The sequence below is a fragment of the Sporosarcina sp. P16b genome, assembly GCF_002743065.1.
Classification (GTDB): Bacteria; Bacillota; Bacilli; order Bacillales_A; family Planococcaceae; genus Sporosarcina.
Genome location: NZ_PDYO01000006.1, coordinates 26,822 through 47,053, shown reverse-complemented (window position 1 = coordinate 47,053; position 20,232 = coordinate 26,822). Strand labels below are relative to the sequence as shown.

The window sequence follows — 20,232 nt, the reverse complement described above, 5'->3', positions numbered from 1 at the left end:
AAAATCCTAGTTCAGTCTGTTATGCAGACTGAACTAGGATTAGAAACTAATTATGCTTTTTTCATTTCATACATAGATGTATCTGCTTTCTGAATCAATGCCTCAAAAGTCTCTCCATTATCCGGATAAACTGCGATTCCCATTGAAGCGCTAACAACGTTGACCGATTCTATATCTAAATTGGATAATTTACTTCTTAAACACCGAACATAGTCTGAAAGAGTATCCTCTTTTAGATCGAGAATTACATGCACAAACTCGTCGCCACCCCATCGCACGACATAATCTTCTTTTTTCGCATTACTCATAATTAGTTCGGCAACTTGACGTAATAATTCATCACCTGTTTGATGACCGAATGTATCATTTATATTCTTAAAATCATCAAGATCAATCAATACTACGCCAATTTTCTTCCTTTGATTACTATATTGGGAAATCTGTTTCCTAAATACTTTATCTATTGTCCGCCGATTGTATGCATTGGTTAGCGGATCTTTCTCCGCGTAAAACTTGGCTATGTCGTATTGTCTACCACCTATCCAGGCCACCAGCAAAAAAATCCCTGTTAAAATAAAGAAACTTTTTTCAAACTGATAACCTAAATAGACATTGTAATAGCCATAACGTAAGATATTGAACAATATAACAATACACACTGCCACTACTCTACCTCTATACCCCATACTATATCCCCATATCAAACTACTCTTTTCTTTATCTTACCACAGATGAAATACACTAGAAAAGAGAATGGTTAATCGAAATTGCACAGACTATAGTACTTTCTAGTTCACAGTCTGAGTGAGCCTCGGAATCCTCTTGCAGCATAATACGACTCTGCTCCATTGTGATACAAAAATACTTGATCATATCGACGATCACAAAAAAGAGCTCCACCACGTTTCCTGATTTCTTCTGGTGTCTGCACCCAGCTCGATGTTTTTCTATCAAACTCCCCAAACTGTTGGAGCCACCGGTATTGTTCCTCTGTCAATAATTCAATTCCCATTTCATTCGCCAGATCCATCGCATTGTTCTCCGGCTTGTTCTTCTTTCTAGATTCTAAAGCTTCTCGATCATAGCAAACACTTCGGCGACCGACAGGACTCTCTGCTGAACAATCAAAAAAGATATATTGGTCCGTGATTTCATCATAATCCACCACGTCTGGTTCCCCTCCTGTAACTTCCATTTCATTGAGGGACCATAGCTTTTCCCCGTTTTCTAAAAGCTTGGTATGTAATGAAGACCAATCCATATCTGCATGGCGAAACATATTATTCACGAAACGTAATTGAAGTGTTTCGAGGATTTTTTCCTGTTGTTCTGTTGATAACCTGTTATTTACATTTGTCATCTTCTCTTCCTCCTTATTCACTCTAACGCACTGGTTACTAGGTGTAGTATGTTCATTTTAATTTTTTATACAAGTAGTTGAGCCATTTTTTCAAACTATCATACGGAAATTAATTGTCATACTGTGCCCGGTGACTAGAAAACGTAATGGTACTACCTCACAGATCTCTCGGATTTTTCTATGGATTAACAGATTTTACTTATAAACATGGTATAATAATAAGCAGATTATTACCATACTATCGTTATTACATCGGACTAATGAAAGATGACCCTGATTTTCGGGAGGAGATTTTAAGATGAATGGATATATGAATATTCTAGTCGCGGTAGATGGTTCAAGTGAGGCAAAACGGGCTTTTTATAAATCGATAGAAGTTGTAAAGCTAGAAGAAAATGCGAGATTGCACATCGTCAGCGTCATTGATATCTTTTCGATTGACGAAGATGACACTTCCTATCTAGAACGGGAAGAGCAACGCATAGGGGGTTTGCTGAATAGCTATAAAACCCTTGCTAAAGATAAAGGTATTGACGATGTGGAAACATACATCAAACATGGTGATCCGAAAGTAAGTATTTCCAAAGAACTTGCTCAAGTAATAGAAGCTGACTTAATCGTCTGCGGTGCTCAAGGTGTGAAGAACGCAGAGCATTTTTTTCTAGGCTCTGTCTCTGAGGCAATTGTTTTGACTGCATCCTGTGACGTATTGGTCGTCCGAGGTAGTGTAAAATAATACATGAATGCCTGTATAACAGTAGACTAAAAAATCCGCTGTTACACAGGTATTCGTTTATTTTTTATAAACAATTTCCATTCCCTTTTGATCCAATAAGTATCGAAGACCTTCACGGAAATTCGTAAACGCACGAATTTGATTAAATTTCGATACATTGGATAGAATTAAATTTTGAGCAAACTCCGGTGAAAAACCTACAAAAATGGTTTCTGTGCCCATTAATTGCAACACACTGACCAATTCATTAATTTTTTCACTCAATAACTCATACCCCATATTTTCTTCTACTGCCAATGTGCTGATATCGGTAAAATCAATGACTACTGTAAGTATATTGTTAGCAGATATTCTTTGCACAATCTTTTCTTGGATATGCATAAAGCGTCCTACTGAAAGAACTCCGGTTAGCGGAACTAAAATGGTTTCTGGTACGATAGAAGGAATTATGGGCGCTGATAAATCCTCTATAATTTTCTCATACTTTATCATTTGTTTTCTAAGTTCTGTAATTTCTTGTGTTGAATTTGTTTCTCCATTCATGTAAGAATCCCCCACCTAGCAAGTAATATTGTATATTCACATACTTATATTTTCATGGATTAATCATACCATAAGATGATCGTGTTGGACTTATCCAGTTCGTTGCAAATCATTGAAACTTTACGTCTAACACTATAGACTAACTTAGTAATCCCCCAATCATAGGGATTCAATTATATGACCTATCAACCGGATACAAAGGTGCCTTCAGAACTCATTCAACAACTCGGATCTTCAAAGTTAGTAAACATATACACAAGATACTGGGCATTAGGTGCTCCCGCATCTATTCGATTGATTGACATTTCACGTAAAGTAACAAATAATAAAAGGTAAGCGCTTTCAAAATAGAGTATCTTATATCAAATACAACGAGAATGGTTCTTGAATCTTTCTATCCGAACGGTTCTCTTTAAGGAGCAAACACATATGGCATTCACGAGCTTAAACCAACTGATCGAGCATGCGGAACAGAGTCAAAAACCAATATACGAGTTAATGATTCAATCCGAAATTAAGCAAAAAAGCATGCAGAGGGAAACTATCATCAAGAAAATGTCAGAACAGTTTACGGTGATGGAAGAAGCTGTTCGTAAAGGGACAACTACATCCGTGATGTCACGCACAGGACTAACTGGCGGTGATGGACAGCGCTTATATGAATATGCCGAAAAGGGGAATTCTTTCGTTCATCCTTCTACCCTACACACCGCTGCAAATGCACTAGCTGTCTCAGAAGTAAACGCGAATATGGGACGTATCGTCGCAACCCCCACTGCGGGATCAGCAGGAATCTTGCCTGCCGTTCTCGTACATGCGCTCGATAGTGGCAAGTACACACGCGAACAAATTGTCTTATCCATGTTCACGGCTTCCGCGCTAGGCTTAGTCATCGCCAATCGCGCTTCCATTTCTGGAGCTGCAGGAGGATGCCAAGCAGAAGTCGGCTCCGCTACTGCAATGGCGGCAGGAACATTAGTGGAACTTGCCGGTGGCACACCTGACCAAGTCGGTCATGCAATAGGTATTGCGCTGAAAAACTCATTGGGACTTGTTTGTGATCCTGTGGCGGGTCTTGTAGAAATCCCTTGTATCATTCGAAATGGACTACATGCCATCACAGCTGAAGCGGCTGCAGATATGGCGATGGCAGGAGTGGTGAGTATCATCCCTCCAGACGAAGTGATCCATGTCATGCATGAAGTCGGACAGAATATGCCAGAGTCACTGCGCGAAACTGGTATAGGTGGCCTAGCTGGTACACCCACAGGGCAAAAACTGAAAAACCGAGTATTCGGGAAAGAAAAAGAGTCAAAAGAAAAAAGCAGTGGTGCGCCTGCTAAATACCAAAGTGCCTATGAAATCATCGGTCCTGTCATGATTGGGCCATCAAGCTCCCACACTGCTGGAGCCGTACGAATTGGAAACGTTGCACATCAGCTATTGAACGAGCAACCCATTCATGCAAAGTTTTCACTAATGGGTTCTTTCGCAACGACTTATCAAGGACATGGTACCGACTTGGCACTTGTTGCTGGTGTCATGGGGTACAATACGACAGATGATAGAATTCCGCATGCGAAAGAACTTGCGATTGAGATAGGATTAGAATATGAATTTACGAAACGTGTGCTTGGGAGCTATCATCCAAATACCGTGCTCGTCGAGTTAACAGGACCGACCAACAAAATAAAAGTCCTCGCCAGTTCACTTGGCGGAGGCAAAATCGAAGTCCAGGAACTTGATGATTATCCATTAAAATTCTCAGGCGAACGTCCAGCACTATTGATTCGCCACACTGATCAAAAAGGCGTTATTGCAGATCTTTTAGGTATTCTCTCGCGAAAAGGAATTAATATTGCCCGTATGGCGAATGAACGATTTGCAATTGACGGTCCCGCTATTACGATTTGTGAAATCGATAGCTCTGTAGATGAAAAAATGCTTACGGAGTTAAAACGCGACGTGCCTATTATTGATGATATTGTATTAGTAGAGACAGAATAAACACGCAGTAAAATACCAGACTTGAAGACACTTTCTATTGTCTTCAAGTCTGGTATATTTTTTATCGTATTCCTTTACATCCAACTATTATTTTTCCATCCAAGCTGGTTTACCGAAACCTTTAAATTCGGATTCAATCACTTCTAAAAACTGCTCAGATTCTACTACTTCAATAATGTCTTTCGCAAATTGCTTATCTATGTTTTCTGTTTTTACGGCTACAACATTACGGAACTGATCGGGCATATCTTCTAAAGCTAATGCGTCTAACAAATCCATATTTGCTGCAATTGCAAAGTTACCAGGGACTGCAGCTAAGTCAGCCCCCTCTACCGAACGAGGCAATTGCCCTGCTTCAACCGGCTGAATCACTAAGTTTTTTGGGTTCTCCGTGATATCTTTTTCAGATGCCGTTAATTGGTCAATGCCTTCATCCATTTTCACTAACCCTACATCTTCCAATACGTATAACGTTCTCGCAGCATTCACTGGATCATTTGGAATAGTAATAGTTGATCCCTCTTCAATTTCATCAAGAGATTTATATTTGTTTGAATAAATACCTAATGGCGCGGTCGGTACGATAATCAATTCAGAGAGTTCCATTTTATTTTCTTTCTCGAAGTTTTCCAAGTACGCGATATTTTGGAACAGGTTCGCATCTATATCTCCGCTATCCAACGAAATATTGGGTTGTATATAATCACTAAATTCCGTGATTTCAACGGTATATCCTTTTTCCTCAAGTCCAGGTTGTATTGCTTTTTTTAGCATGTCACTATAAGGACCTGCAGTTGCACCAAAGTGAATATTTTTATCGTCATCCGATTTTTCAGTAGACTTTTCTTCTCCACAAGCCGCTAATGCCGCAACTAACGCAGTTAGAATGAATGCAAGTACCAGTTTCTTCATAATCCATCTCTCCCCTATTATCTTTTATCTATCATTTTTGAAAAACGATCCCCACCAAATTGAATCAACTGCACCAGTACAATTAGAATGGCGACGGTGACAAGCATAATACTGTCATCATATCGGTAATAGCCAAAACGTATTGCGAGGTCCCCAATTCCACCTCCGCCAACAAATCCAGCCATTGCTGAATAGGCAACTAAGTTGATTAACGTCAGTGTAAGTCCTTGGATAATACTCGACTTTGATTCAGGCAATAACACATTCCAAATAATCATCCAGGGCGAAGCACCCGTTGAAATTGCTGCTTCTATAACCCCTTTATCAATTTCACGCATGGATGTTTCAACAATCCTTGCAAAGAAAGGAATGGCTGCAACGGAAAGCGATACACTGGCAGCTGCTGGTCCAATCGTACTTCCGACAATCAGTTTCGTCAAAGGTATTAGAGCCACAAGTAGTATAATAAATGGGATAGAGCGAATGATGTTGACGAGAAACCCAACCACCGAATTAATTGCACGATTCTCTAAAAATAATCCTCTATCTGTTGTAAATAACAGAACGCCAAGCGGCAATCCAATAATCAGCGCAATCGTAAGTGAGATGCCGATCATGTACAATGTTTCACCAAATGCTTTTGTAATATCCGGCATGAGGTCCATGATGTGAGATAGATCAAACATGTTGTCGGATCACCTCCACTTGTGCGTTTTGTTCAAGTATGTATGCAATCGCTTGCTCCACTTCTTCACGCTCACCTTGTAACTCCATCAAGAAAATCCCAAGTGCTCGTTCTTGAATATATTCAATCGAACCATGCAGGAAGTTTCCTTTGACCTTATATTTCTGCATCGTATCGGAAATTACACCCTCCATCGCTACTTCACCTTTAAATGTGATTTTTATCAATGTACCGACCAAATTGGACATGACGGCTTCAGGAATATCGTAAGACACCACACTGCTGATAAACTCCTTCGTTAATGGTTGAACTGGATGAGAAAAGATGTCATATACTTGCCCTTCTTCTATCACTTTTCCGTCTTGCATAATCGCCATGCGATCACAAATCTCTTTTACCACATTCATCTCGTGCGTAATTAAAACAATGGTGATATTCATTTCTCGATTGATCTTTTTTAACAATCGTAAAATGGACATGGTCGTGTTAGGGTCCAGTGCGGATGTCGCTTCATCACAAAGCAAAACGGATGGATTATTGGCTAGTGCTCTCGCAATACCAACGCGTTGTTTCTGTCCCCCGCTTAGCTGGGCAGGATATACATTGCGTTTGTCAGACAGCCCCACCATTTCGAGAAGTTCCATTACACGGCTCTCTATTTTATCTGAAGGCATTTTTGCTGCTTGTAAAGCGAATGCGATATTTTCGAAAATGGTCTTTTGACTAATTAAATAAAAGTGTTGAAAAATCATTCCGATCTTCAAGCGTGCCCGCCGAAGCTTGATTCCTGAAAGTTTCGTTAAGTTTACACCATCTATTAAAATAGTGCCGCTCGTTGGCCTTTCCAACAAATTCAAACAACGTATAAGAGAACTTTTTCCGGCCCCTGAATAACCGACAATGCCAAATATTTCTCCAGTCTCGATGTCTAGTGATACGTCATCTACACCTTTTATCACTTTTTCTTTTGTCTGATATTCCTTAGACAAATGTTGAAATTGGATCATGTTCTCACTTCTTTCTACATTCAAGTAAATACTAATCATCAACAGTTGGTTATAGTTTATTTCTAAATAAAAAAATCTTTCATTTTTCTAAATGAAAGAGGGACTGAAATATTCTCAGCTTATCTCTCAGATGGAAAACCATACTGTAGGATTTGGCACCTTCCTTGTATTATGCAAGGGGTTGCTGGACATCATCGGGCCATTTCCCTCCGTCGCTCTTGATAAGAGATTGCTATTAAATTATATGCATAAAACATATACTAATCTGAATTAATAAAACTGTCAAGGTGAATAACGCCAATTCATCAGAATATCCGACTTATTCTATCAGTTTTAAATTCCATTAACTAGTTTTGGCAATTCTCTAGAATCGAATAACCATCCTTCTATTGAAAAGTCTAGTATGATCTATGTATACTTAACGCACATACCCTATCAAAGAAAGAAGGAATAGACTATGGCATTATCCAACCGATTACAACAACTCCCTCCGCATTTCTTTACATTATTATTAAATAAAATAGAAAAGGCTATGGATGAAGGCAGAGATGTGATTAACCTAGGACGTGGAAATCCTGATCAGCCAACACCTCCTCATATTATTAAAGCATTACAAGAAGCAGTTGAAGATCCAGCTACACACGGTTATTCTCCATTTCGGGGGACACTTGCTTTAAAACAAGCAGTCGCTGAATATTATCAGCGTGAATACAATGTCACGATTGATCCCGAAACAGAAGTTGCGGTACTTGGCGGTACAAAAATAGGTGTCGTAGAACTACCTCTTGCTATTATGAATGAAGGTGAATTATTATTGCTGCCAGACCCGGGTTATCCTGATTACTTATCCGGCGTCAGCTTAGCAGGTATTCGATATGATACGATGCCGCTACGTAAGGAGAATGGATTTCTCCCTGATTACGATAAATTAACGGATGATCAGAAAAAAGATGCCAAGCTCATGTACTTAAACTATCCAAGTAATCCAACGGGTGTTACAGCCACACCCGAGTTTTATGAAAAAACGGTGGCATTTGCCAAAGAACATCAGATTGCGGTCTTACAAGATTTTGCGTATGGTGGCATTGGTTTTGAAGGTAAGAAACCGATTAGTTTTTTACAAACTGAAGGAGCAAAGGAAGTCGGCATTGAAATGCTATCTCTTTCCAAAATATATAATATGGCTGGCTGGCGAGTCGGTTTTGCAGTCGGCAACTCTGAAATAATAGAAGCATTAAATGTATTGCAAGACCATTTATTCACTGGCATCTTCCCAGCAATTCAACGTGCAGCTATTGAAGCATTGACGGGTCCCCAACAATGCGTTGAAGAGCTAGTGGCGCTCTATGAAGGGCGTCTGACGGTATTGCTAACGGAATGTGAACGCATTGGTTGGGATGTTACAGCTCCTACAGGCTCATTTTTTGCTTGGCTTCCTGTCCCGGAAGGCTTTACAAGTGAAACCTTCGCTGACTTATTACTGGATAAAGCAGACGTCGCGGTATCGCCAGGGAACGGATTTGGTGTATACGGAGAAGGATATATTCGTGTCGGGTTGTTGGAAAGTGAAGACCGGTTGCAAGAAGCAGTTCGCCGCATTGAAAAGCTCGGTTTATTTAAGTAACAAGATATAATTCCGCTATCACTTCATTATATAAAAAGCCTCCTTACTCATACCAGTATTTCTGGAATGGCAAGGAGGCTTTCACATGTATAAATAAATCATTTAAGCTATAGATTTTCTGAAATACATTAATCAAGTTCTACGTTATCCAGTAATGCACGCACTTCATCTGTCGTATTTGTATTCATTAATTCATTTCTAAGTTCAGCTGCCCCACGGAATCCTTTAACATAAATCTTAAAGAATCGACGTAATGGTTTAAACAATCGTGGTTCAAGTTCTGTCGAGTATTTATCAAAAAGATCTAAATGAAGGCGCAAAAGATCCAGCAATTCTTTATGATCATGCTCTCTCTTCACTTTTTCAAATGCAAATGGATTATTAAAAATTCCACGTCCAATCATAACCCCATCGACGCCGTACTTTTTCACAAGCTCCATACCCATTTGACGATCGAGAATATCTCCATTGATCGTCAGCAACGTGTCGGGCGCTATTTCATCACGAAGTTTCTTAATCTCCGGAATCAATTCCCAATGCGCGCTCCCATTACTCATTTCTTTGCGAGTACGAAGATGAATCGACAAGTTCGCAATATCTTGCTCCAGTACATGTCTAAGCCATGTGTGCCATTCCTCAATGTCTGTATAGCCAAGACGAGTCTTTACACTAACAGGTAATCCGCCAGCTTTTGCTGCTTGAATAATTGCCGCAGCTGTTTCAGGATGGTTGATTAGACCACTACCCTTACCTTTTGTTGCTACATTTGGCACAGGGCATCCCATATTAATATCCAATCCCTTAAAACCAAGTTCCGCCATCCCAATACTCATGTCGCGGAAATGTTCAGGCTTGTCCCCCCAAATGTGTGCAACGATTGGCTGTTCGTCTTCTGTAAATGCCAAACGTCCGCGCACGCTGAAAATTCCTTCTGGATGACAAAAACTTTCCGTATTTGTAAATTCCGTAAAGAATACATCCGGACGTGCGGCTTCGCTAACTACGTGACGAAAAACCACATCCGTCACATCCTCCATCGGTGCTAGTATGAAAAATGGTCGTGGTAGATCACGCCAAAAATTAGTACTCATTGTTACATTCAAATCCTCTCTTCATAACTTTCACCTGCGTGTACAGAAATGGGTTTGTTATATATACATATCCCCTACAGATGCCAGTCTTACCATTATACAAAAAATGCATCGATGAATTCCACTTCTTTGAGCTACCACCAAAAATTATTAGTAAACTACTCCTATTTGTCATGGCCACGTCAGCTGTAGTCACTAACCACTATACAATTATCGATTATTCCACTGATCTGTAAAAATTAAATCATCTAGCCTTCGTCGTTTTTCCCAATTAGCTGTTTCTAATATAGGCGCAGTAGGATAATGCTCCGTATAACCAATAGATAGAAGAGCAATCGGTTCAATATGAGGAGGGATGCTCAAAATATCGCGTACATCATTCTTTTTATAAAAACTCACCCAACCCATTGCCAGTCCTTCTGCACATGCTGCTAGCCACATATTCTGTATGGCGCAAGCAGTCGATAACATGTCTGTTTCAGGCATGGAATTACGTCCTAAGACATGTGAACCACCACGCGTCGGATCACATGTTACGCAAATAGTGATGGGTGCTTCTTTCAATCCTTGTATTTTTAAGCCAAGGAACTTTGTCTCTTTTTCTGCCTCGTCTTCATAATGAATCGCTAGCGCGCGTCTTTCTTTATCAGCTGCCCAGGCCAACTTTTCTTTTGTCTCATCAGATGAAACGATGACAAAATTCCATGGTTGCATGAAGCCGACTGAAGGTGCTTGGTGAGCGGCTTTTAATATGTTATGTATCGCCTCTTCCGGAATAAGAGTCGGTAAAAAACTTCGCACATCTCTTCTATTATAAATCACCTTGTAAATTGCATCTTTTTCTTCTTTCGAAAACATGTGATATCTCTCCTCTAGTCGTTTACGTAATATAGTGTACTGTATGTTATCGGTCAACAAGAGTTTATTATAGTGAAGTAGTTAGTCCATTTCAAAGATAATAAAAGTGGCTTCAACCGTTTTAAAAATCATCGGTTGAAGCCACTTTACGATATACCATTCGAAATAAATAGGCTCAGGTCTCGTCCGTTTTCGTAATCGCTACTCCACGTTCAGCAAATACTGTTTGAGCGACAGATAGAGCATTCAGCACGCTCGGGAATCCTGTGTACGGTATTAGGTGCATAATACAACCGATAATCTCGTCCGGCGTCAAGCCTACATCAAGACCTGTTTTGATATGCATCTGAATTTGCGGCTTGCCTTGTGCCACAAGAGCCGTAATCGTCGTCAGGACCTTCTGTTTATTATCCAATCCAGGTCGCGAATAAATATCTCCAAACGCAAATTCTACAACATATTTAGTTAAATCCGGTGCTACATCTTTGAAGCTCTCTCCAATTTCCATCTCACCTGCTGGGTTATCTTCACCCGATAACGTAAGTTCCATTAACTTTTCCAAACCACGCTGATAGCGATCTTCCGCCATTTCAAAAACCTCCTCGATTATAGTATCCGCTATTTCATCAAAACTGTATGTACGCGTTCTGTCGTATCATTGACTAGCGGTGATACTACTAGTGTAGCAAACTTTGTAAGAATACAAAATCATTCGTCTGCCTTTACAATGGTAACTACTACGTGCAACACAAAATAAATAACTTGCATACTAGCTTGCTAAACTAGCAAGTGAAATAGTATGATTTGATAGTATGGTCCTATTACGATTTATTCGTAATCATGCATACAAGTAACTATAAATAAGGAGTGACTTACATGAAAAAATTGATATTCGCATTTATGTTAGCAGTACTCAGCTTTTCCATCGCTCTTCCCACTGGGACAAATGCAGCAGCGAAAACGACTACTATGTATGTGCATGCAAAGAATGACATCGTACTACGCACAAAGCCATCCCAAAATGCAGAAAGAATGGGTACTATCAAAAACCATTCCAAGTTAACGGTCTTTTCTTCATCCAATGGATGGTCACATGTACAAGCAGGCAAGGATAAGGGATTCGTGTATACGTCCGCATTGTCTAAAAAGAATCCTAACGCCGCACCCACTACTGTAAACGGTGGTTTGTCGCCAGCGGGTGGTCTGACCCTCACTTACGAGCCTTCATTTATGGTTAATACTAAAGAAACTTTTATTACTAGAAGAGATGGAGAAACTACTTACTTATTCAATAAGAATAAAAAATCGCCTTTCTCTTATGCAGAATTTGTATATCATGAAGACAAAAATAGACTTTTAATGGGAGTGGCAGAATCTGACTTTATTTTTGTTGATGCCGTACTTCCTTTAAGACAAGGTACAAGCTTTACCGAATACCACTTTGAACAAAACTATAAAGTATTAGTGGAAAGCACGACAAAGACGATCAAAGTTAAAGCCGGTTCTTTCCGCAATGTCGTCATACTTCGTTACCCGAACGGTTCCAGGGAATATCTTGCAAAAGGGATTGGAATTATCAAAAGCACGGATACAAATGGGAAAGTTTATACGGAGTTAACTGCTGTGAAGCAAAAGAAATAATATTGATAAATAAAAAACGCTGCCAGAATAGAGCAGCGTTTTTCTATCCCAATCAATATCAACCACATTTACTACTAGATAGTCTCCCTATCGTTTATACTTAAAACAACCAAACAATTAGGGAGGTCTGCACTATGGAGTTTAAAAGTATCGAGGAACAAGTCATTCAAAAATATAAAGACGACGAAAACTTGATGATCCGCTTGTTTGTCCAGTGGTGCGCGAATCATAAACTGGACCCGCAAGCACTTTATCAGAGAGCATATCCAGAACAACAAGCAAATCCTGCGCTAAAGGAAGTCGTGGAAAGCAATGATGAATTCGACGAGCTACATATAGATAATGAAACGATGCTGGATGTGCTGCAACTATTCGGGAATGATGATTTGGCATTTGTGATTGCAGATGAAATAGGTAAATTCAAATCATAAAACGCACTTGTGAGAGAAAAATTTTCCGTTTGCTTATGCCATCAAACGTGGTTAGTTTCTCTTACAGGTTTTACCATTTTTCACTTTCCTACCTACTATTAGGATGGCTGAATATAACACAAGTGCGATGCCGACTAACTGTAACGGAAGCAATTGATCACCGAGAAACAATACGCCAACTACAACTGCAACAATGGGTTCAATCGTCGCAAGAATCGATGCCTTCCCTGCTTCCAAATATTTCAAACCAGATGTATACAACACATACGCTGCCACAGTGGATACTAGCGCTAGTAGTAAAGCAGCTATCCACACATCAACATGCTGAAATGTATCGACTTTGCGCCAGACATCACTTGTCATCGACATGAACAAGGCCATATAAAAGAATGTATACGTAGTAATCGTCAATGCCGAATATCTTTTCGTTATCGGCTTGGTGAAAACACTATACAATGCATAGCAAAACCCCGAAAGAATCCCCATGAACAGTGTCTTACTAGGAATACTTTCCGATCCGAGCGGCAATAGTCTAACCACTAATGCACAACCTACAATGGCTGATGCTAATGCTAAAACTTTGCGTGTGGTCAGCGGTTCCTTAAAGAAGATCCGCGATAAAACCATCACGAATATCGGTCCCGTATACAATAACGTCACGGCAAGAGACAAGCTGGATCGTGAAAACACTTCGAAGTAAAAGTAGTTAAATAGCGCAAGACTGAAAATACCTGCACTCGCAAAAATTAAATGATCTTTTATTCGTGTCCGTAACTGATCACGAAAAAATAGCATCATAATGGCAAATAAAAATACAAAACTGAGGATTCCTCGAATCGCTACTACATCCCAAGCTGTGAATCCTCGTGCATACAGTGGCGCTATGAATAAACCGATCAATCCCCAACAGACGGCTCCTGCAATTGTGAGTACATATGGCTTCGCGCCAGGCTGCGTTTCCACCTTGATCCCCTCCAGTCCAATACATGCGTTGATAGCCTCAAATAATACATGTAGTTATGTACTGAATTATAATGCATACTTGTAGACGAGACCATTCCGGTAGTTACATCGCGTATCTTATTCTTTAGACAAAAAATGCGTGGTAGCCTTGTATTCCATCATGACATTGCCCTCACGCATTTTTGTTACCTTATACGATCTTTATAGAACAATCCTTCATTAGTTATATCACGTAATGTCTGCGATCAGGTTTAGCGTGGTGTGTCTGCAGATATCTTTATGCATATCTACTTCGATTGTGTATCATCTCAGAATTCAGCTTCATTTTCAGTGAGCAACTGTAAATTTCCCGCTACTCCATAAGTAAAAAATCTACACTCCCTACACCAACATTAACTTTCAAATGAATGGTAGTATCCGAATGATCGTATGCTTCATTTACATAGATGTCTTTGCCCTTAGATAGTAAGCCCTTCGTTCCCACGCTACCAATACCCTTTGAAACGGATATTTTAACTCCAGTCCCTTTAGGTAAATAAATTTTTGCATCGCCCACTCCTAAGTTGATATCCGCGTCAAAACCATCCTTCCATTCGCCATCTAAATTGATTAGGGTATCACCAACGCCAGCGTCAATTGCTAAATGATTAAGGGGAATTCCTGCCAATCTCAATTCTGAATCGGATACACCCATTTCAACGTCAAGATTCACAGGTATTTCATTTGTCAGTTGAAGATTCCAATCATTTCGTTGCTTCCGCAAAGCTGAAAAACCTTTCATTTTTTGCTGAATCTCCACATATCCTACATCTCTTTTATTCATATACGTAACGGACGGGTACCATTTTTTCACACTCGTATCAATGTCCCCATCCACCCATCCCGTGGCTCCGCCCTCAATTAGAAGTTTACCCGCACCAAAACGTATCGCTACATCCAGTGACTTCGCATGGTCCTTTTCAATGGATAAAGCACCAGAAACCCTGTCTGTTTTCAACCAGTCATATACCCAAAAGCTAACTATGCCTAACAGCACTGCTCCTGCTAATACTATCAGTGTTTTCCGCATATTCACACCCCTTTACTCTATCATAAGCGAAACTTGATAAAATTGAGTCCATCAGATGACTGAACTGTACATCAGTCTAAGGTCTGAGCGGTACAGTATATGGAGTTCTATTGATGATTATTTCGTTTAATAAAAAAGTTCGCTACTATTTAAAAGTAGCAACTAAACGTCCATTCGAAATACAGTTGCAGTAGTAATTCACTGCCATCTAGTTTGGATAGTTCCGCCAGCGTTTCATTAAATCACTTTTATATTAATGTATTAACAAGCTTATATTCACAATAAAACTAATTATCTTTAATCAAAAAAGCGTCAACCCAGAAACTTTAGGTTAACGCTCTAAATCCAAGATGTACCTATGAAGGAGTTTTTATCGCAGTTTAAAGATCCACATTTTTTTCACACAGGTACTATCATAAAATCAAAAAATTCTATCTAACAAAAAATTTGCTATTTAGAAATTTACTCATCCAACAAACACATTAGCAATCAAAATACACACTAATGACACTGCCCATGCAATCGTTGTTGGAACTGACCAAACCATGACTTGCTCCTTTACTTCCTTCACTCCAAGCATACGGTTGACAACCCAAAACAAACTATCATTAAAGTATGAGAAAATCATTGCACCTAATGCAGCAGCTTGCGCTGCAAGAGCCATATTAACATCCAAATTTACAACAATCGGTGCAGAAATTGATGCTGCTGTAATCATAGCAACTGTTCCGCTTCCTTGAATTAAACGAACAAGTGTAGCGATGAAGAATGGTACAAGTACTGCCGGCATAGGAAGTAATGCTACTTGCTGTGCTATATAGTCCCCTGCCCCACTGTCACGAAGTACTTGTCCAAGCGCACCACCAGCTCCAGTTACAAGTAGGATAATACCTGCTGTAACCATTCCTTCCTCCATACGATCAAGTGCTTCTTCTTTCTTTAAGTGGCCTGCCAATAAATATATTGCTGAAACTAAAGATAAACCTACCGCAATAATTGGCTGACCTAAGAATAATAGATAATCGATCCATCCACCTGTCAAATCTATGGCAACCAATGTTGTATTTAAAAATATAAGAATAATCGGTAATAAAATCGGTATTATCGAGCGGAACAAAGAAGGTAGTTCCTTATTTCGTTCATCAGTCAACCTCACAAGCTCCTGATAGGCCATAGGCTCATCAGGCCTTTCGAAATCGAGACCGTCTTCTGTCGGGATCTGATAAATTCGTTTACCGACCCATTTCGCGTATAACACACCGGAAATGATAATTGGAATCGAGAACAACAATCCCCACGCTATCATTAGGCCGATATCAACACCAAATATACCTGCAACGCCAAGTGGTCCTGGTGTTGGCGGTACCGCATGATGCGTTGCGACTAAGCCAATAGCAAGTGCAACACCGAGGGTGATGACAGATTTCCCTGTCTTTCTTGATAGCGCTTTCACTAAAGGATTCAATATGACAAACGCCGAGTCCACGAATATAGGGATTGAGACAATATATCCTGCTATCGCCATCGCCCATTCTTCTTTGCGTTTGCCAACAAAACGTATAAGACTATAAGCCAGACGTTCTGCTGCTCCCGACACTTCTAGAATTCTACCGATCATTACCCCAAATCCAACAACAATACCGATAGAGCCAAGCGTGTTCCCGAAACCTTTAGATATAGTAGTAGAAACCTCAATCGGATTCATCCCGCCGATTAAACCCGTTAATGAAGCCGCAATGATCAAAGCTAAAAATGCGTGGATCTTCGTTTTTAAAACGAGTAAAATTAGTGCAGTCACACCTATTACGAGTCCTACAATCATTTGCATTTCTGGTGTCATCTGTATCCCCCCTAATTTCTGATTAAATTAAGTCGTTGAAAGAGGGTCCCCCTCTTTCAACGGATTATATTAAAGAGATTCTCTTGTAAACTTTGGCGCATATTCAGCCGCCAGCTTAATACATTCTTCCATGCTCACACTTGCCGCAATGTTCTTCCAGGCAATATCGAATGCTGTACCGTGGTCAACCGAGGTACGTAAGAACGGAAGTCCATTCGTGATAGAAATCGTGCGGTGAAAATCTGTCATTTTTGCGGCAATATGCCCTTGGTCATGATAAAGGGAAAGAACCGCATCATATTTGCCATTTAACGCCTGGAAGAATACAGAATCTGCAGGGACGGGACCATATGCATCAATGCCATCCGCTTTAGCTGCTTCAATACCCGGTCCGATTTCATTTACTTCTTCCATACCGAACAGACCGCCTTCCCCACTATGCGGATTTAACCCGGCGACTGCCAACTTACGCTCTTCCACACCTAGACGCTGCAATGCTTTGTCACAACGGCTCAAGTAATCACGAACACGTTCTTTCGTCATTTGAGAAATTGCTTCTTTTAAAGAAACGTGACGCGTCAAGAAGAAGATTCTCATTCCGTTTACTTGGAACATTGTTAAGGGATCAGGTGCTCCGCCTAAATCTTCAAGCATTTCAGTATGACCAATATACGGAACATTTGCAGCTTTTAATGATTCTTTATTGATAGGTGTTGTAGCGATTGCCGCTACTTCATCTGTCATAGCGAGCTCCACTGATTTCTTGATGAATTCAAAAGCAGCTTGTCCACATTGCGCCTGGACTTTTCCAGGTTGCAATGAATTAATGTCAATATTGTTCATATCTAACACGTCCACTGTCCCAAATTCATACTTCCCATCCTTTGGATCAGAAATAATGTTCACGTGTAAACCGGTCTCTGTTACACCGATCGCTTTTTTTATAACGTTTGCATCACCAACAACGAGTGGATTACACATTTCATAAATCTCTTGCTTTGCTAATGACTTCACGGTAATTTCCGGTCCGATTCCTGCTGCGTCACCCATTGGAATTGCTATAATTTTACGTTCGTTTGTCATATTAAACACGTCCTTCATCATTTTTTGTTTGTAGATAAATAAGGCATTTGTAGATCGACTGCTTTTCACCGACCATGCCACCTTTTGTCACAACCGGGATGCCATCAAACGTACCTCCGATGAATTTACCATAAGCAGCGAGCGGTATTACTTCTTCATCAAGTTGAATTGCTTCAGCCCCACTAATCGTAAATAACGCTGCCGTAACATCGCCGCCACTGGAAAATGTACCGTCGACTTTCATATCACTATTTTGTATGATTGAATGCGTTACTTTTGCAAGGCCCGTAGTAATCCGCTTCGCGAGCAATTCTTCAGTGGTATTTTCTGCTTTTGCAATCTCTCCTAGCGACAGGATTTTTGAAGTCGGAGATAGTGTCGTTACGATTAAAACTTCCTCCTCTTTCAACTTCTTCATTCCTTCGTCTGTCGCACGCTTCACTTCAACATCCCATTTACCTGTTGTCGTCGCCAATTTCGAAGCATCCACATAGACGGGTGAAGAATTTGTTTTATCCATTAAATAGCGCAATTGTCGGCCGGTAAGACTGGTAACACTCCCTACTGTGACAATATATCTGTTCTTGTACAGACTTCGTCTAGTCAATACCCGCGCATAAGCCGCGGAAAGCGGACCTGGATCCACCGGAAATAACGTACGTTCTTCCACCAGTGCCATTGATTCGGCGATATTGCTAATCTCCTCATTTGTAACAGCATCAATTACAATGATTTTCTTACCAGCATTGATTTGTGCCAACAAAGAGGACGTGATTTTAGCTTTTCCTTGTAAGACATCCCCTAATCCAATATGTCCGATTTCATGTTGGCTCTGCTCCGCAATAACTGCCGGCACAAATGACTTGGTGATTGGGTTCATCGGGTCTTTTGCTACATCTGTTTCTTGTACTGGCACGCCTTCCACTAGAAGATAGCCGCCTGATGTAACACGTCCTGAGTCAGGGTAAGATGCGACGACAATTGCGACGCTTTCTCCCCCTGTACTGGTAAGCAATGCATCAATCTCAGAACCAATATTGCCCCGAATCGTACTGTCAATCCGCTTGGCGATTACATCAGCGCCCCATAGTTGAAGTTGCTTGAACGTATTCTGAACACGCTCTTTCGCAACAGCAGAATCTACATACCTACTGTCCGTATCTACACAGATTGAAGTGAACTTATTCGATTTCGGGATATCTGCACCCAAAATAATCGTGGCGCTCTTAAATCCCACTTTTGCAAGACGGACTCCTGTAGCGTTCGCCCCTGTTAAATCATCTGCAATTATTCCAATCTTCATATACTCACCTACCCTGCAATAATGATTTCTACTAATTCGTTATATTTCCCCATTAATTCTTCCGATAATTGTCCATCTGTAATAATCGTGGACACGTCCTCCAGATCACAGACTTTAGAGAATGCTTTCTGATTAAACTTTGTTGAATCTGCTACAAGTATCGTTTCCGTGGCTGTCCTAATCATTGTCCTTTTCAAGGATGACTTATCGATTGTGGGTGTCGTAATACCAAATGAACTATGGATAGCATTCGCACCCAAAAAGAACAAATCTACATGGATTGATTTCAAGATATTTTCTGTTAATGAACCATACAGCGTTCCCGTATCTGTCTGTAACCGCCCACCAAGAATGATTACTTCCAATTTGCTACCCATAAGTTCAGCTGCTATTTTTATATCATTCGTAATGACTGTGAGCTGTTCATATGTTTTCAATAATCGTGCGATTTCCAGCGTCGTAGTCCCTGAATCGATGAGAACTGTCATTCCGTCCGTCACATTAGAGACTGCGCGTTTTGCAATCACCTTCTTTTCCTGGACAGAAATATTTGACTTTAATTCAAAAGTCTTTTCATGAATTAGTGCTTGTGACGAAACAGCCCCGCCATGTGTGCGAATCAGCTTGTTCTGCTTCTCCAGTATATCGAAATCTCTTCGTATGGTCATAGGCGTTACATTCAATACTTCCGAGAGTTGAATGATATCCACTCGTCCTTCAGTTACAAGCGATTCCATTATTTTTGATCTTCGTTCTTTCGGGGACACTCCAATGACCTCCTCCCTACAATGTTCATCGTAATCAATAAATTGTTATATATAAACATCATTATGTTACTTTCAAACAAATAAGTCAATCATTTATTGACATTTTCTAAATAATTACGGTATTCACATTAAATTAGAAAATATGATGTGACAATGGAATTGAATTAGTTAATATTTCGTTTCGTATGAACTGAAAGTTTCCGAACAGTATAAAGAAGCAGTATGAAAACTGGTATTCATGTCAAAGGCTTACCTTTCACCTTCTTCAGTGGTTGAACGTCTGATCATATTGCATCACGAACGGATATATAA

20 protein-coding genes and 1 riboswitch are annotated in these 20,232 nt (G+C 40.2%); of the genes, 5 read left to right on the top strand and 15 right to left on the bottom strand.

Annotated elements, in window-relative coordinates; translation table 11 throughout:
• Positions 1-50 precede the first annotated feature (50 nt).
• The gene (locus CSV77_RS09140) at positions 51-665 is read right to left on the bottom strand and encodes a GGDEF domain-containing protein (protein ID WP_158232051.1); all 615 of its coding nucleotides are present in this window, start codon (positions 663-665) and stop codon (positions 51-53) included.
• 128 nt (positions 666-793) lie between these two features.
• Positions 794-1,360: a DUF4256 domain-containing protein gene (locus tag CSV77_RS09135; RefSeq protein ID WP_099673162.1), complete on the bottom strand. Its 567-nt coding sequence runs from the start codon at positions 1,358-1,360 to the stop codon at positions 794-796.
• A gap of 298 nt (positions 1,361-1,658) precedes the next feature.
• On the opposite strand from CSV77_RS09135, the gene CSV77_RS09130 reads away from it, so the two are divergent.
• On the top strand, positions 1,659-2,096 hold the full coding sequence (locus CSV77_RS09130; RefSeq protein WP_099673161.1) for a universal stress protein: 438 nt from the start codon (positions 1,659-1,661) through the stop codon (positions 2,094-2,096).
• Between the two features lie 57 nt (positions 2,097-2,153).
• Here the strand turns inward: CSV77_RS09130 and CSV77_RS09125 are convergent, their stop codons facing one another.
• Entirely contained in the window at positions 2,154-2,639 is a 486-nt protein-coding gene (locus tag CSV77_RS09125) for an STAS domain-containing protein (protein ID WP_099673160.1), read from the bottom strand.
• Between the two features lie 429 nt (positions 2,640-3,068).
• Between CSV77_RS09125 and sdaAA the strand changes: the two genes are divergently transcribed.
• The gene (gene sdaAA, locus CSV77_RS09120) at positions 3,069-4,646 is read left to right on the top strand and encodes an L-serine ammonia-lyase, iron-sulfur-dependent, subunit alpha (protein WP_099673159.1); all 1,578 of its coding nucleotides are present in this window, start codon (positions 3,069-3,071) and stop codon (positions 4,644-4,646) included.
• A gap of 87 nt (positions 4,647-4,733) precedes the next feature.
• Here sdaAA and CSV77_RS09115 read toward each other — a convergent pair whose 3' ends face one another.
• Genes CSV77_RS09115 through CSV77_RS09105 form a run of 3 tightly spaced genes read right to left on the bottom strand, consistent with a single transcriptional unit; the run spans position 4,734 to position 7,250 of the window.
• Positions 4,734-5,558 (bottom strand): MetQ/NlpA family ABC transporter substrate-binding protein, encoded by an 825-nt coding sequence (locus CSV77_RS09115; RefSeq protein WP_099673158.1) that lies wholly within the window; start codon positions 5,556-5,558, stop codon positions 4,734-4,736.
• A 17-nt stretch (positions 5,559-5,575) separates the two neighbouring features.
• Entirely contained in the window at positions 5,576-6,244 is a 669-nt protein-coding gene (locus CSV77_RS09110; RefSeq protein WP_099673157.1) for a methionine ABC transporter permease, read from the bottom strand.
• The gene (locus tag CSV77_RS09105) at positions 6,237-7,250 is read right to left on the bottom strand and encodes a methionine ABC transporter ATP-binding protein (RefSeq protein WP_099673156.1); all 1,014 of its coding nucleotides are present in this window, start codon (positions 7,248-7,250) and stop codon (positions 6,237-6,239) included. Before CSV77_RS09105 ends, CSV77_RS09110 begins: the two co-directional genes overlap by 8 nt.
• Before the next feature lie 116 nt (positions 7,251-7,366).
• Positions 7,367-7,478, bottom strand: a riboswitch (SAM riboswitch).
• Between the two features lie 229 nt (positions 7,479-7,707).
• Between CSV77_RS09105 and CSV77_RS09100 the strand changes: the two genes are divergently transcribed.
• Positions 7,708-8,874, top strand: a complete 1,167-nt coding sequence (locus CSV77_RS09100) for a pyridoxal phosphate-dependent aminotransferase (RefSeq protein WP_099673155.1) — start codon at positions 7,708-7,710, stop codon at positions 8,872-8,874.
• Positions 8,875-9,002: 128 nt separating this feature from the next.
• On the opposite strand, the gene CSV77_RS09095 is transcribed toward CSV77_RS09100, so the two are convergent.
• The 3 genes from CSV77_RS09095 to CSV77_RS09085 all read right to left on the bottom strand — a co-directional run bounded on the left by CSV77_RS09095 (position 9,003) and on the right by CSV77_RS09085 (position 11,412).
• Positions 9,003-9,965 (bottom strand): tRNA dihydrouridine synthase, encoded by a 963-nt coding sequence (locus tag CSV77_RS09095; protein WP_099673154.1) that lies wholly within the window; start codon positions 9,963-9,965, stop codon positions 9,003-9,005.
• Positions 9,966-10,175: 210 nt separating this feature from the next.
• Entirely contained in the window at positions 10,176-10,823 is a 648-nt protein-coding gene (gene bluB / locus CSV77_RS09090; protein WP_099673153.1) for a 5,6-dimethylbenzimidazole synthase, read from the bottom strand.
• 175 nt (positions 10,824-10,998) lie between these two features.
• Positions 10,999-11,412 carry a carboxymuconolactone decarboxylase family protein gene (locus CSV77_RS09085; RefSeq protein ID WP_099673152.1) on the bottom strand — a complete coding sequence of 138 codons (414 nt, stop codon included), beginning with the start codon at positions 11,410-11,412 and terminating at the stop codon, positions 10,999-11,001.
• A gap of 287 nt (positions 11,413-11,699) precedes the next feature.
• Between CSV77_RS09085 and CSV77_RS09080 the strand changes: the two genes are divergently transcribed.
• Positions 11,700-12,464 (top strand): SH3 domain-containing protein, encoded by a 765-nt coding sequence (locus tag CSV77_RS09080; protein ID WP_099673151.1) that lies wholly within the window; start codon positions 11,700-11,702, stop codon positions 12,462-12,464.
• A 134-nt stretch (positions 12,465-12,598) separates the two neighbouring features.
• Positions 12,599-12,895 (top strand): hypothetical protein, encoded by a 297-nt coding sequence (locus tag CSV77_RS09075; RefSeq protein WP_099631829.1) that lies wholly within the window; start codon positions 12,599-12,601, stop codon positions 12,893-12,895.
• Between the two features lie 51 nt (positions 12,896-12,946).
• Here CSV77_RS09075 and CSV77_RS09070 read toward each other — a convergent pair whose 3' ends face one another.
• The 6 genes from CSV77_RS09070 to CSV77_RS09045 form a co-directional block, all read right to left on the bottom strand.
• The gene (locus CSV77_RS09070; protein ID WP_099673150.1) at positions 12,947-13,858 is read right to left on the bottom strand and encodes a DMT family transporter; all 912 of its coding nucleotides are present in this window, start codon (positions 13,856-13,858) and stop codon (positions 12,947-12,949) included.
• A 352-nt stretch (positions 13,859-14,210) separates the two neighbouring features.
• The gene (locus tag CSV77_RS09065) at positions 14,211-14,927 is read right to left on the bottom strand and encodes a toast rack family protein (RefSeq protein ID WP_099673149.1); all 717 of its coding nucleotides are present in this window, start codon (positions 14,925-14,927) and stop codon (positions 14,211-14,213) included.
• A gap of 466 nt (positions 14,928-15,393) precedes the next feature.
• Positions 15,394-16,767, bottom strand: a complete 1,374-nt coding sequence (locus CSV77_RS09060) for a GntP family permease (protein ID WP_099673148.1) — start codon at positions 16,765-16,767, stop codon at positions 15,394-15,396.
• 69 nt (positions 16,768-16,836) lie between these two features.
• Positions 16,837-17,850, bottom strand: coding sequence for a 4-hydroxythreonine-4-phosphate dehydrogenase PdxA (gene pdxA, locus CSV77_RS09055; RefSeq protein ID WP_099673147.1), 1,014 nt, complete (start codon positions 17,848-17,850; stop codon positions 16,837-16,839).
• A gap of 1 nt (position 17,851) precedes the next feature.
• Positions 17,852-19,153, bottom strand: coding sequence for a four-carbon acid sugar kinase family protein (locus CSV77_RS09050; RefSeq protein ID WP_099673146.1), 1,302 nt, complete (start codon positions 19,151-19,153; stop codon positions 17,852-17,854).
• Between the two features lie 8 nt (positions 19,154-19,161).
• Positions 19,162-19,920, bottom strand: a complete 759-nt coding sequence (locus CSV77_RS09045; protein ID WP_099673145.1) for a DeoR/GlpR family DNA-binding transcription regulator — start codon at positions 19,918-19,920, stop codon at positions 19,162-19,164.
• Between the last annotated feature and the right edge of the window lie 312 nt (positions 19,921-20,232).